We start from the raw sequence: 12,311 nt of genomic DNA, 5'->3' as shown, positions 1-12,311 counted from the left end.
GCCACTGCGCTGCCACGTCCGAGCGCGCGCCAGAAACGCAGCACAGAACCAATGGTGCGTCGCGCTGGGGCAGTACGCTGGTGACGCGCTCGGCCAGCTCGCTCAGCGGCAGGTTGATGGCGCCTGCAACATGGCCGTTGGCAAATTCTGCGGGCGAGCGCACGTCCACCACCAACGGTTGTTGTGTTGGCATGGGGTGTCTCCTCAGCAGCCGGGCTGGATGCCCAGCTTGCGCAGGATGCTTTCAAGCAGGCACCACTTGGTCAAGCCGCTTTGCAGCAGGTTGGCGCCCACGAAGGCGGTGAATGCCAGCCACCACTGGCTGACAAAAATAGGGCTGCCAGGTACGCCCAGCGCCAGCGACAAAAGCACGAAGGTGCCGGCAAAAATACGCACGAGTTGCCAAGAGGTCATGAGGGTTCTCCTTTGAACCAGGTTTAAAAAGCAGATTGCGCCAGCCAACGCACCACATGCGCCGGGCCTTGGTGTCCCGGGCCTTCGTCCAGCGGTACTACGCCGTCCCAGGCCAGTTCTTCGCGCAACAGGCCGGCAAAGTCGCTGCGCAGCGCGTCTAGTGTGTAGAGCATGTCCACGTCTTTGGGGCCGCCGCTGGTGTAGCCCAGTTGCAGCGGGTGAAAGGCCTCGATGATCATCCAGCCCCCGGGGCGCAGCGCGGCGGCCAGGCGGCGGTGGACGCTGGTGCGCAGTGCGCTGGGCAGGTGCACATAGGTGAGCACCACGGCATCAAAGCTGGCCGGCTCGGGCTGCCACTGGGCCAGGTCGGCCTGCTGGATTGTCAGTGTCACGCCCCGCTGTTGTGCCAGCGCGCGGGCCTTGGCCAGGCCGACGGCGGAGCCATCGACAGACAGAACCCCATACCCTTGCGCGGCCAGCCAGACGCCGTTGCGCCCTTCGCCGTCGCCGGGTAACAGCACGCGGCCGGCGGGTGCCAGGCGGTGGATTTGCGCGCGCAGGAAAGCGTTGGGCTGCGTGCCGTATTTATAGCTGGGCGTGTCGTAGGCTTTATCCCAGAATGTCATAGTCAAAAAACGGTTTTATCTCGGATACGTAAGCGCTGGATGCTATTTTGTTGATAGCAAACCGGACGGCCGTGACTGGTTTGAAGGCGTGTCCAGCATCTGGTTGGCGCGCTGCAGCGCGGCCTCGTCCAGCTGACCGGCCAGTTGGGACAGGCGCAGCTGGTTGAGCAGCAGTTCGCTGCGCGCCTGGGCCAGCGCCAGCCGGGTGGCGGCGGTGTCGTTGTCGGCGTTGAGTACGTCCAGCAGCGTGCGGTGGCCGACCTCGTGGCCGGTGAGGGTGGCATCCTGGCGGGCTTCGCTGGCGGTCAGCGCCTGCATTAGCGCATGCACGCGCTGCGCGCCCAGTTGCAGGCCCAGCCAGGCGGCGTGCACCTGCTGGGCGACTTGCTCGCGGGTGCTGTCCACCTGGGCCTGGGCCTGTTCCCAACGGCGCAGGGCTTCTTCTTGCTTGGCGCTGCGCCAGCCGCCGGTGTACAGCGGCACGGTGAGCTGCACGCCCACCATCGCGTTCAGGTTTTTGTTGCGTGCGCCGCTGCCGTAGTCGCCGCTGCCGCTCAGGCGGTCTTGTGCCGCCTGGGCCACCAGATCCAGCTTGGGGGCGGCGGCGCTGGCGTGTTTGTCGGCCTCGGCCTGGGCGATGCGGGCGGCCAGTTGCTGCAGGCGGATGGCGGGGTTGCCTGCTTCGGCCTCCTGCTGCCAAACCTGCAGTGCATGGGTGGTGGCTGGCTCGCCGTGGCCGGGCAGCCGCGCTGTCAGGGCGGCGGGTGGCATGCCAGTGCTGTCGGCCAGTTGGCGGCGCTTGATGTCCAGGTCGGCCTGGGCCGCCAGGCGCTGGGCCTGCAGCTGCGCCAGTCGGGCCTGGGCTTCGTGGGTGTCGGTGATGGGGGCGCTGCCGATGTCGAAGCGGTCTTGCGCCTCGGTGGCCATCTTGCGCACGGCGTCCAGCTGGCCGTCGATCACGCGCAGCGCCTCTTGCGCCACCGCCAGGTCAAAGTACCGCTGGGCGGTGCGCAGCATGGCGGCCTGCTGGGCGGCCTGCCATTGCAGGTCGGTCTGGTCGGCCTGCAAGCCCAGCTGCTGCTGCTGGGCGCGGCGTTCGGGGTTGTACAGCGGCTGGCTGGCTTGCAGAGCCACGCGGGTGGCCGTTCCGCCGGTGACGGAGGTGGCGAAGTCAACGCCCGTGGATTGCCCGAAGCCCGGCGCGGCAAATTGCGCGCCACGCGTGTCGGTCTCGCCCGTGGCCAGGCCGGCTGCGGCTGTCAGCGCCACGCCGGGGCGCCACAGGGCGGTGGCCTGCTCACGCTGGGGCAGGGCGGTGGCCTGCGTGGCGCGGGCCACCGCCAGCTCGCGGTCGTGCGACTGGGCAGCCTGCCAGGCTTGCAGCAGGTCGGTGGCCTGCGCGGCGGGCGCCAGAGTGGCTGCGATCAGCAGCGCGGTGATTGCGGCCAGGGCGGGGCGGGCGGGCGCCATGTTTGCATCAAATATGGCGCCAGCCCTTATGGTACGTGCGCTAGCAGCTATCAATTTAATTGCCTTCATGCGACTGCCTCCTGCCCCGTGATGGCTGCCAGCCGATGGCGGTAGGCCACGTAGTAAAGGATGGGAATGACCACCAGCGTCAGCACCGACGACACGGCGATGCCGAAGATCAGCGAGATGCCCAGCCCGTTGAAGATGGGATCGTCCAGGATGAAAAACGCGCCCATCATGGCCGCCAGGCCGGTCAGCACAATGGGCTGCGCGCGCGTGATGGCCGACTGCACGATGGCCTGCTTGAAGTCCACCCCCGCCTGCACCTGCAGCTTGATGAAGTCCACCAGCAAGATGGAATTGCGCACGATGATGCCGGCCAGCGCAATCATGCCAATCATGCTGGTGGCCGTGTACTGCGCGCCCAGCAGCGCGTGGCCGGGCATCACCCCAATGATGGTGAGTGGTATGGGGGCCATGATGATCAGCGGCGTCAGGTACGAGCCAAAGTGCGCCACCACCAGCAGGTAGATCAGGATCAGGCCCACGGCATAGGCGGCGCCCATGTCGCGGAAGGTTTCGTAGGTGATCTGCCATTCGCCGTCCCACTTGATGGCGTAGCCGCGGAAGGCGTCATTGGGCTGGCGGATGAAGTATTCCTCCAGCTTGCCGCCATCGGGCGCGGTGATGCTGGCTATGGCGCTGCGCGACTGGAACATGCCGTACAGCGGGCTGTCCACCTTGCCGGCCATGTCGGCCACCACCAGGTTCACGGGCAGCAAATCCTTGTGATACACCGGCTGCTCGCGCAGGGTGTCGGTGATGGCGACCAGTTCGCGTATGGGCACCAGCGCACCCCCGGCAGTGCGCACCGGCAATTGCAGCAGCGCATCCAGGCTGCCGTGCTGCTCGGCAGGCAGCTGCAGCAGCACCGGCGTGGGGTATTTGCTGGCATCGTGCAGCCAGGTGGCCTGCTCGCCCGACAGGCCGGCATGCAGGGCAGTAACGATGGCCGATTGCGGCACGCCCATCAGCGCCGCCTTGCGCCGATCCACCAGCAGCAGCTTGCGCGGGGCGTCGGCAATCGCGCTGTCGTCCAGATCGACGATGCCGCTGGTGCCGGCAAGGGCCTGGCGCACGGCATGGGCCACCTGGCGACGGCCTTCGGCGTCGGGGCCGTAGATTTCGGCGACGATGGGCGCCAGCACGGGCGGACCGGGCGGCACTTCGACCACCTTCACGTTCGCGCCCAGACGCTGGCCGATCTCTTGCAGGGCAGGGCGCACGCGCATGGCGATGGGGTGGCTTTGCTCGCTGCGCTGGTGCTTGTCCAGCAGGTTGACCTGGATGTCGCCCACCTCGCCGCCGCTGCGCAGGTCGTACTGGCGCACCAGGCCGTTGAAGTTGATGGGCCCTGCCGTGCCGGCATAGGCCTGGTAGTTGGTGACCTCGGGCACGGTAGCCAGGTAGGCGCCCAGCTCGTGCAGCACGGCGGCGGTGGCCTCGGGCGGAGTGCCGGCGGGCATGTCCACGATGACCTGGAACTCGGATTTGTTGTCAAAGGGCAGCATCTTGAGCTGCACCCAGCCCAGCACCGGCAGCATCAGCGACACGGCAATCAGCGCCGCTACGCCCAGGCCCAGCAGGCCGCGGCTTCGCCTGCCGCGCTGGTCATCGAGCAGCGGGCGGAAGATGCGCTCGAACAATGGCGCCAGCTTGGCTGCAAGACCGGTGTGGGCCGTTGCGTGGCCATCAGCCTGACCATGCACGCCTACGTGCTCCTTCATCCACAGCCGCGCCAGCCACGGCGTGACGGTGAAGGCCACGGCCAGCGACAGCACCATGCCCATGCTGGCGTTGATGGGGATGGGGGCCATGTACGGCCCCATGAGACCGGTGACGAACGCCATGGGCAGCAGGGCGGCGATCACCGTGAAGGTGGCCAGAATGGTCGGCCCGCCCACTTCGTCCACCGCGCCGGGGATGATCTGCGCGAGCGGCTTGCCCGGGTGCAGCTGCTGGTGGCGGTGGATGTTCTCGACCACCACGATGGCGTCGTCCACCAGGATGCCGATGGAGAAAATCAGCGCGAACAGCGACACGCGGTTGAGCGTGAAGCCCCAGGCCCATGACGCAAACAGCGTTGCGGCCAGCGTCAGCGCCACGGCCGCGCCCACGATGATGGCCTCGCGCCGGCCCAACGCGATGAATACCAGCGCCACCACCGACGCGGTGGCAAACAGCAGCTTTTGCATCAGCTTTTGCGCCTTGTCGTTGGCCGTGGCGCCGTAGTCGCGCGTTTCTGCCACCTGTACGTCGGCAGGTATGACGGTGTTGCGCAGGTCATCCACGCGCTGCATGACCGCGCGGGCGACGTCGATGGCGTTCTCGCCGGCTTTTTTGGTGACGGCGATGGTGACGGCAGGGTATTCCTGGGCCTGGCCGTCGGTTACCACGCCGTGCCACACGTAGCGGGTGGCGGGCAGGGGGCCGTCCTGCACATCGGCCACGTCTTTCAGAAACACCGGCTTGCCGCCGCGTGCGCTGACCATGACGTCGGCCACCTCTTGGGCGTGTGCCAGAAACGGCCCGGCCTCGATGGTCACGGAGCGGTTGCCGGCCAGCAGCTCGCCCACGGGCAGGCCCATGTTGGCCGACTGCAGGGCGGTGCGGATGTCGTCCACCGTCACACCGCTGCCGGCCATGCGGCCCGCATCCAGGCGCACCAGCACCGCGCGGCCTGGCCCGCCCACGGTGTAGGCGGTGCGGGTGCCGGGCACGCGCACCAGCTCTGCCTCCATGCTGTGGGCCACGCGCTCGAGCGCAAAGGCGCCGGTGTCCGGGTTCTGGCTGAACAGCGTCAGCGTGACTACTGGCACGTCGTCAATGCCCTTGGGGCGGATGATGGGCTCCAGCGCACCCAGGCCGCGCGGCAGCCAGTCGGCATTGCTGCGCAGGGTGTCGTGCAGGCGAACCAAGGCCTCGGTGCGTGGCACGCCCACTTTGAACTGCACCGTCAGCGCCGCCATGCCCGGGCGCGACACCGAGGTGACATGCTCCACGCCCAGCATCTGCGACAGCACTTGCTCGGCAGGGGAGGCGATCATCTGCTCCACATCGGCCACCGAAGCACCCGGGAAGGGCACGATCACGTTGGCCATGGTCACGTCAATCTGCGGCTCTTCTTCGCGCGGCGTGACGAGCACCGCAAACAAGCCCAGCAGCAGGGCCAGCAAGGCCAGCAGCGGGGTGATCTGGGCTGCCTGAAACTGGCGGGCAATGCGGCCGGAGATGCCCATAGAGTCGGTTGCGCGCCCCATGTCAGCGCACCTTGGCCGCGGCCTGCGGCTGCTCGGCAACGCGCTCGCCAGCGCGCAGACCGCTCAAGACTTCCACCATCTCGCCCTGCGGCTGGCCAAGGCGCACCTGGCGCAGTTGCGGCTGGCCGTTGCTGCCTTGCACATACACGCCAATCATCTCGGCGCGGCGCACGACGGACTTGGCAGGCACCAGCAGGCGCTGGTCGCCCGCGGTGGCGTCTTGCCAGAAAAGGCGGGCAAACATGCCGGGCGCGGCGCCCTGCGGGCCTTCGCCCAGCAAGCCGCGCACGGTGACCGTGTGACTGAGGGCATCGGCAGTGGGTAGCACTTCGATGTTTTTGGCGGAGAGGGCAATGCGCTCGCCGCGCAGGCCGGGGATCTCCACTTCAACGCTGCGCGCCTGGCGCAGCCGCGCAGCCTGCTCTTGCGACAGTTGAGCCGTCACACGCAAAGCAGCGGGGTCGTACATGTGAATCAGCGGCACACCCGGCATCGCCATGTCGCCCAGCGCCGCCGGCACGCTGCTCACAACGCCCGCATAGGGCGCACGCAGCACATGCAAGCCTGCCTGTGTTGAGGCCACACCCGCCTGGGCGCTCAGTGCCTGCACCTGTGCCTGGCTGGCTTGCCACTGCGCCTGCGCATTGTCCAGTGCTGCCTGGCTGATATAGCGTTTGGCGAAGAGCTGCTTTTGACGTTCGTATTCTTTGCTGGCCACCAGCAAATTGGCTTGGGCGGCAGCCACCTGGGCCTGGCTGGCAGCCGCGCCCTGGCTGGCCATGCGCGCGTCCAGGCGCAGCAGTTCTTGGCCGACACTGACCCGGTCGCCGCCCTTGACCTGCAAGGTCACGATGGCCCCGGACACCTGCGAAGACACCACCGTGTCGCGCACCGCCTCGACCTTGGCGTCGCTGCTGGACCCGCCCGCTTGGGCGGCGCCTTGCACCTCCAGATACGCCAGCGGGGCAGCGCTCTGCCCGACCTGGGCGTCGGCTGAGCCTGTCAACACGGCAAAAGCGGAAACAAGCCAGAAAGTGCGGCGCATGCGGGGCTTCTCCAAAGATGTTTGATTAATTATTTAATCAATCAGCTAATTAGTCAATAACGTATCATATGACCGCATGCATGCATCGATACAGAAATGGAGTCCAAGATGAAGGATTTGCCCCCGCAAGCCCTGGTGCAAGTGGCGGCCTACTTTCAGGTGCTGGCCGAGCCCACGCGTTTGCGCATCCTCAACCTTTTGCGACAGGGTGAGCGCAACGTAGGCGAACTGGCCCAGGCCTGCGGCTACACGGCCGCCAACATTTCGCGTCATCTATCCCTGATGACCAAGCAGGGCATCGTCGCCCGCGAGGGACGCGGCACCAGTGTTTACTACCGGCTGACGGACGAATCGGTGGATGCGTTGTGCGATCTAGTGTGCACAAACATTGCCCGCCGCCTGGAGCAGGCATCACAAACGAATGAGGCCTTTCGCGAAACGCTTTGAGCTTGCGCCTGCTGAGGCCATCTTTGGATAAGAGAGAAGACACCTGACCTCCCCCTTGCACCTGGGGTCGAGGTAGTAAAAGCAGGCTACCAGCCGTGTGTCAAACCAGGTCAACCGGCAAGGGCGCGCATACCACCTGATTGCGGCCGCCACGCTTTGCGGCGTACAAGGCTTCGTCAGCCAGACCGTAGGCATCATCAAAGCAATTGCCGCGGGGCATCCAACTCAAGCCAAAGCTGGCAGTGACCTGGCTGCCATCGGGCAAGCCGAACGCGTGCGACTCTATGGATCGGCGTAAGGTTTGTGCTACCTGCTCGGAAGCACCGACGTCCATGTGCGGCAGCATGACAGTGAATTCCTCGCCGCCAACACGCCCTATTTGCGCACCGGCAGGCACCAACTTTTTCAGGCACTCAACCACACCCAGCAGCACCGTGTCGCCTACAGGGTGCCCAAAGCTGTCATTGATACGCTTAAAAAAATCAATATCCAGCACGATCAGGCTCAGATCGCGAAGAGCAAGCTGCTGATTTACGCTTTCAATGATGGCAGCCCGATTGAATACCCCGGTCAAAGGATCATGCGTCGCCCTGTGCTCAAGTTCAGCAGCCAGTTCCTGAAGCCGCTGATTGAGCTGATTCATTTCCAGTTCGGCCCGGTCGCTGCGGCGTACAAGCCGCCGCGTTTCGCGAAGAAGGCGCTCGTAAGCGACTAACAGATCACCCAGAGCCTGGTGACACGATTGAACACCCGCTTCAACGCCCGCACCATAGGCCGCCCGCGCGGCCTGCAGGGCCTGGTGCTCTGCATCGAAAAGATCTGGCGGAGGGGCTGCAGTGTTCATTCAGGTGGACTTTACAGGCTGCTGCGAGAACTCGATGGCACCGAAGTCATCGCTCAACTCTTGCCCGAACTCGGCGATGGTGTCGTCTTCTTCGTCGTAATACCAATGCAAAACCACCTGAATACCGGCCTCTGCAGCGTCGTTCAGCATTTCAATCAAATTGAACAACATCTTGGTGCTGGAACTATTGAAATACGCCAGCGCGATGTGCACTTCAACCCGCCCGGCAGCCTGGTTGTCGAGATATTCCTGCAGCCTAGAAATCACATCCTTGTAAAAGGAGGCTGCGTTTTCAGGATAAGACTCCCCGCGCAGACTCAACTGGTGAGTATCGAACCGGAAATCCACTTCCGGCGTGCATGGGGTAGGTGCAATATAAAGGTTGTCCATGAATTCTCTCGGGTCGTTGACGGGCCGAGCGTTTTAGATTGTCGCTTTAAGATAAAAAACCGAAGCGCCAGGGTTGTCTGACGGAGCGAAATCGAAGTCCAGTGGCACCTTGGAGTCACGAGCGACCGTCAAAAACCCCATGCCAGCCCCTTTACTTCCTTCAGGAGTGTCTTCGCGTAAGGTCTGCCGATAAGCCTGCTTAATTTCCTCGAGGGTCATGTTGCGCAACTTTTCCAGCTTGGCACGTAATTCATCGCCGTTCTTGGGGTCGATGGGGTTGGCGCACAGCAGTTGAAAACTACCATCGGCGTCGTGCCGGATGCAAACAGAGCCCTGGCGCAACTCTCTGTCATCCTGGGTCGCCGGAGTAAGCGCATCAGCCGAGTAATGAATGATGTTCTGGGCCATCTCGATAAACGAGGAAAACAGTTTGCGACGCGTAGGCCCAGCCACCCCGGTGACCTCAAGCTGCAGCTTCACTGCTTCCGCCATTGCCGCCACGATATTTTGTGAAAAATATCCGACGTAATAAAAAATAATACGATTCTGATCGGCCAAGTTAAAGAAAGGGCCGTATTTTTCTACAAGATGCGAGGAGGGCATTCACTATCCCTGTGGAGGTTGCGACTAGGTTCGGAAACAAAAGAAGGTCAGATCGTCGCGACGATGATGTTCTTTTTGCCAATCAGTGAGCGCTGCCAGAACGGCGCGATTGACTTCAGTGGGTGAACTGGTAGCGTGGCTCATGAGCAGCTCGCAAATCCGACGCTTGCCCAAGGCTATGGCGCGCGAACCGCCTACCTGATCTATTAAACCGTCTGTAGTAACAAAAACAAGTGTGCCGGGGGGTAAATTAAAATCGATATTGTGCCATGCGAAATGGTAGTCGCTGCTCACATAGCCCACGCCCTTGCGCTGACCGTCAACGATCTGGACTGAACTAGCGCCAGGACGGATCAGAAAAAGCGAGAGCCGCGCGCCTGCGAATACCAGACGCCCGTCTGCAGGTCGAAACCAGAAACAGGCTGCGTCCATTCCATCGTCTGATCCGGGTGTCTCGTCGTGACCATCAAGCTGACCCAGTAACTGCTTGATGCTCCGGTTCACATAGGAAAGCAACGTTGCAGGATCGCGGGCCCCATGCTCTTTGATCGCCTGGTTCAGACTTCCGGAGGCAATCAAGGTCATGAACGCTCCCGGCACTCCGTGGCCGGTGCAGTCTGCGATTGCAGCAAACCAGCCATCTTCGTCGGCGCTGAACTGGTAGAAGTCCCCCCCCACAACATCTCGTGGCTCCCAGACCAGATCCGCTTGTGGACATACGCGCGCGAGAACTTCGCGGGAACTGCGCAGTGTGGATTGCTGAATCACGCTTGCATACTCGATGCTGTGCATGACTTGCTTGTTTCGGGCAGCCTGTATGTCCGCCACTACACGCATGAGTTGGAGACCGTTTCCCACCCCTACAAATTCACCATCGCGCGTGATGATGAACCCGTCGGAAAGGGCTTTTTCACCAAAAGCAACGGCCTTGAAGGTAAGCGTCTCTATGTCTATGGAGGCGTCTACCACCAGGGGTTCCTTGTCCATGAATGCGATGCAGCTTTTGCGTCCGTAAAGCTCCATCCGAAACGGTTTGCTCATTTGAGAGAGAAAAATATTGCGATTAATCAGTCCGATGGGCCGGGTTCCCTCAACCACCGGCAGACTGACTAAATCGCGGTGCCTGGTAAAAACGTCCAACACCTGCTCATTGGTGTCATCCGTGGTCAGGCAGGGCACAGAGGCGCACAGATCTGCCGCGCTAGGCTGGCTAAAGCGCGGCCTAAAAGCGCTCAGGTATGCGGAGGTTTTAGACATGGAGGGTGCGCGAAAAATGTATGAAGATGTTAAGGGCTGCTTGTTGCGACTTCGTGACGCAAAAGCCGATCCAGTCACTATGCTCCATGAATAACATTAAACATAAGTCGGACATGGACTCCACGCGGTAGCGTGGTGGCCATGTTTGCATAGAGCGCTTTACAGTAGGGACAGCCATTTGTCAATGGGCCGCGCGGAAGCCGCAGCGGAGCAGAACGTAGCGGTGATCCGCTCAGCGGATCTGTAACGAAGCGAGCACCGAACGGGTGAGCACGGCGGCGAAGCCCTTGCCCTTGATAAATGGATGGCGCTGCGGTAAACCAATCCCTGCGCTTTGCCATGGGGCGCCTGCCCGCTAGACTCGCCGCCAGGAGGGCGAACCAATGGGCATCCAAGATCGGGACTACTACAGAGAAGACTACGCGCAGAAAAACGGCAAACGCTACGATAAGCGCACCGCCACTTATAGGGCGGCTGGCGATGTGCTTCGCACAGCCGTGCAGGCTGCCGAACAAAGCAATGCGTCTTCGTGGTATGACCCTAAGCAGTACCGCGCAAAAAGACAAAGCATGTCTGATGGTCCACCGGACTTGCCAGTGGCCAACTGGCCATGGCCTTACCAGTTGATCGCATTTCTTGTGCTGATATTTGCGACATTTGGCCTGTATAAGTTCGTATCTACCTTGAAAGTAGGGCAAAAATCAAGCTATACGCAAACACAGGTGCCCGCTGCTGAATCACCTCGCCAGCCACGTTCTGACCCGCACCAGCAAGTTGAACGTCGCGACCAACAGTTAGAGCAGCGTCGCATTGATGAGCAGCGGGCCAAAGAAGCCCGAGCAAAAGAACTTGCGGCAGCCCAAAAACGTGAAGCCGAATGGAATCGCTTTTATCAACCATCGGCATCCTGCGCGGCCAATCCTGCAACAGTCGACTGTGCTAACGAATACATCAGGGCTCGGCGTGCTTTTGATGCTCGCAACAATTAACCGACTAGATAGAACGGACTGTTAGCGGCTACTGGTTGTCGCTGACGCATCAGCTCCTCTAAGTGACTGATTCGTCGCCTTAACATAGCGTTTTCTCTTTCGAGTGACTGTGCATATCGCGCATGCACTGCGCCGTAGTTCGCTGCCTCGCAGTCAGCGACGGATCGGCCCCAGCGTGTTTCCCAGAACAAGGCCAGCATTACCGAGCGCGGCGCTTGTTCAGCGGCCTTGTAGCGTTCAATCGTGGATTTCGTCAGTCCCAGGTGCTTTGCTACCTGGGCTGTATTGCTTGGAATGTCTGCCAGCATCATGGCAAAAGTGGGCAAACCTGCCTGACTTGGTGCGCGGAACATGGCTAAAAAGCCTCTAAACCTAGTCAACAATTCCAAGCATTGCCAGCTTGAAAAGGGCGGCAAAACAGCCACAATTTTTCACGCAAGCGATTAAACATAATATACATCGTATCTAGTAGTATGAGCCTGAGGCTGCGGCGCAATGACGAGGGCATGCAGAATTTTGTGTAAACGGACAATCCACCGCCGGCGCGAGCCGGCTTGTCCGTGAACACAATGACATCCAAGAAGCACGAAGTACCCGAAGAACTGCTGGCCAACCTGCTGGCCGACTACGAGAAGCCTGAAGACCTGATTGGACGGACGCCGTCAGCGACGAGGTCAAGGCCTGGCTGGCGCGGCCGCTGGACCCCATCTACCCCATCGTCTATCTGGACTGCATCCACGTGAAGGTGCGCGAGAGCGCGGTGCGGGTCAAGGCGGTGTACCTGGCCATCGGCATCACCATGAACGGCGAGAAGGAGGTGCTGGGCCTGTGGCTGGCGCAGACCGAGGGCGCCAAGTTCTGGCTGCAGGTGGTCACGGAGCTGCGCAACCGGGGCGTGCAGGACAT

Annotated in this window: 13 protein-coding genes and 1 pseudogene; 3 read left to right on the top strand and 11 right to left on the bottom strand. The window is 62.2% G+C overall.

Annotation, left to right across the window (positions count from 1 at the left end; genetic code table 11):
- The 6 genes from AB7E35_RS13860 to AB7E35_RS13835 form a co-directional block, all read right to left on the bottom strand.
- The coding region (locus AB7E35_RS13860) for a rhodanese-like domain-containing protein (RefSeq protein WP_428167759.1) at positions 1-193 on the bottom strand (193 nt) is incomplete at its 3' end.
- Between the two features lie 11 nt (positions 194-204).
- The gene (locus AB7E35_RS13855; protein ID WP_428162449.1) at positions 205-414 is read right to left on the bottom strand and encodes a YgaP family membrane protein; all 210 of its coding nucleotides are present in this window, start codon (positions 412-414) and stop codon (positions 205-207) included.
- Between the two features lie 23 nt (positions 415-437).
- Positions 438-1,040, bottom strand: a complete 603-nt coding sequence (locus AB7E35_RS13850) for a class I SAM-dependent methyltransferase (RefSeq protein WP_428162448.1) — start codon at positions 1,038-1,040, stop codon at positions 438-440.
- A 42-nt stretch (positions 1,041-1,082) separates the two neighbouring features.
- Positions 1,083-2,510: a TolC family outer membrane protein gene (locus AB7E35_RS13845; RefSeq protein ID WP_428167758.1), complete on the bottom strand. Its 1,428-nt coding sequence runs from the start codon at positions 2,508-2,510 to the stop codon at positions 1,083-1,085.
- A 65-nt stretch (positions 2,511-2,575) separates the two neighbouring features.
- Positions 2,576-5,830 carry an efflux RND transporter permease subunit gene (locus AB7E35_RS13840; protein ID WP_428162446.1) on the bottom strand — a complete coding sequence of 1,085 codons (3,255 nt, stop codon included), beginning with the start codon at positions 5,828-5,830 and terminating at the stop codon, positions 2,576-2,578.
- Between the two features lies 1 nt (position 5,831).
- Complete coding sequence (locus tag AB7E35_RS13835; protein WP_428162445.1) at positions 5,832-6,875, bottom strand: efflux RND transporter periplasmic adaptor subunit; 1,044 nt, start codon at positions 6,873-6,875, stop codon at positions 5,832-5,834.
- Positions 6,876-6,983: 108 nt separating this feature from the next.
- Between AB7E35_RS13835 and AB7E35_RS13830 the strand changes: the two genes are divergently transcribed.
- Positions 6,984-7,322 (top strand): ArsR/SmtB family transcription factor, encoded by a 339-nt coding sequence (locus AB7E35_RS13830; RefSeq protein WP_428162444.1) that lies wholly within the window; start codon positions 6,984-6,986, stop codon positions 7,320-7,322.
- 100 nt (positions 7,323-7,422) lie between these two features.
- Here the strand turns inward: AB7E35_RS13830 and AB7E35_RS13825 are convergent, their stop codons facing one another.
- Genes AB7E35_RS13825 through AB7E35_RS13810 form a run of 4 tightly spaced genes read right to left on the bottom strand, consistent with a single transcriptional unit; the run spans position 7,423 to position 10,416 of the window.
- Positions 7,423-8,166: a GGDEF domain-containing protein gene (locus AB7E35_RS13825; RefSeq protein WP_428162443.1), complete on the bottom strand. Its 744-nt coding sequence runs from the start codon at positions 8,164-8,166 to the stop codon at positions 7,423-7,425.
- Positions 8,167-8,556 carry a DUF1987 domain-containing protein gene (locus AB7E35_RS13820; protein WP_428162442.1) on the bottom strand — a complete coding sequence of 130 codons (390 nt, stop codon included), beginning with the start codon at positions 8,554-8,556 and terminating at the stop codon, positions 8,167-8,169. It abuts the gene before it with no gap.
- Between the two features lie 33 nt (positions 8,557-8,589).
- Complete coding sequence (locus AB7E35_RS13815) at positions 8,590-9,159, bottom strand: SiaB family protein kinase (RefSeq protein ID WP_428162441.1); 570 nt, start codon at positions 9,157-9,159, stop codon at positions 8,590-8,592.
- Between the two features lie 24 nt (positions 9,160-9,183).
- Positions 9,184-10,416, bottom strand: a complete 1,233-nt coding sequence (locus tag AB7E35_RS13810; protein ID WP_428162440.1) for a SpoIIE family protein phosphatase — start codon at positions 10,414-10,416, stop codon at positions 9,184-9,186.
- 383 nt (positions 10,417-10,799) lie between these two features.
- Between AB7E35_RS13810 and AB7E35_RS13805 the strand changes: the two genes are divergently transcribed.
- Entirely contained in the window at positions 10,800-11,405 is a 606-nt protein-coding gene (locus AB7E35_RS13805) for a hypothetical protein (protein ID WP_428162439.1), read from the top strand.
- Here AB7E35_RS13805 and AB7E35_RS13800 read toward each other — a convergent pair.
- Positions 11,402-11,758: a hypothetical protein gene (locus tag AB7E35_RS13800; RefSeq protein WP_428162438.1), complete on the bottom strand. Its 357-nt coding sequence runs from the start codon at positions 11,756-11,758 to the stop codon at positions 11,402-11,404. The genes AB7E35_RS13805 and AB7E35_RS13800 overlap by 4 nt on opposite strands.
- Before the next feature lie 299 nt (positions 11,759-12,057).
- Here AB7E35_RS13800 and AB7E35_RS13795 point away from each other — a divergent pair.
- Positions 12,058-12,311 (top strand): annotated as a pseudogene (locus tag AB7E35_RS13795) (transposase); the annotation flags it as partial.

This window comes from Diaphorobacter sp. (genome assembly GCF_050251835.1).
Lineage (GTDB): Bacteria > Pseudomonadota > Gammaproteobacteria > Burkholderiales > Burkholderiaceae_C > JBFXIE01.
Note: the sequence above shows the minus strand (reverse complement) of the source record. Positions and strands in the feature narration are given on the sequence as shown.

Coding starts and splice junctions, on each gene's coding strand:
- AB7E35_RS13840 (WP_428162446.1), bottom strand. CDS start 5,830: ATGGGGCGCGCAACCGACTCTATGGGCATCTCCGGCCGCATTGCCCGC.
- AB7E35_RS13805 (WP_428162439.1), top strand. CDS start 10,800: ATGGGCATCCAAGATCGGGACTACTACAGAGAAGACTACGCGCAGAAA.
- AB7E35_RS13800 (WP_428162438.1), bottom strand. CDS start 11,758: ATGTTCCGCGCACCAAGTCAGGCAGGTTTGCCCACTTTTGCCATGATG.
- AB7E35_RS13845 (WP_428167758.1), bottom strand. CDS start 2,510: ATGGCGCCCGCCCGCCCCGCCCTGGCCGCAATCACCGCGCTGCTGATC.
- AB7E35_RS13830 (WP_428162444.1), top strand. CDS start 6,984: ATGAAGGATTTGCCCCCGCAAGCCCTGGTGCAAGTGGCGGCCTACTTT.
- AB7E35_RS13810 (WP_428162440.1), bottom strand. CDS start 10,416: ATGTCTAAAACCTCCGCATACCTGAGCGCTTTTAGGCCGCGCTTTAGC.
- AB7E35_RS13835 (WP_428162445.1), bottom strand. CDS start 6,875: ATGCGCCGCACTTTCTGGCTTGTTTCCGCTTTTGCCGTGTTGACAGGC.
- AB7E35_RS13820 (WP_428162442.1), bottom strand. CDS start 8,556: ATGGACAACCTTTATATTGCACCTACCCCATGCACGCCGGAAGTGGAT.
- AB7E35_RS13855 (WP_428162449.1), bottom strand. CDS start 414: ATGACCTCTTGGCAACTCGTGCGTATTTTTGCCGGCACCTTCGTGCTT.
- AB7E35_RS13825 (WP_428162443.1), bottom strand. CDS start 8,166: ATGAACACTGCAGCCCCTCCGCCAGATCTTTTCGATGCAGAGCACCAG.
- AB7E35_RS13850 (WP_428162448.1), bottom strand. CDS start 1,040: ATGACATTCTGGGATAAAGCCTACGACACGCCCAGCTATAAATACGGC.
- AB7E35_RS13815 (WP_428162441.1), bottom strand. CDS start 9,159: ATGCCCTCCTCGCATCTTGTAGAAAAATACGGCCCTTTCTTTAACTTG.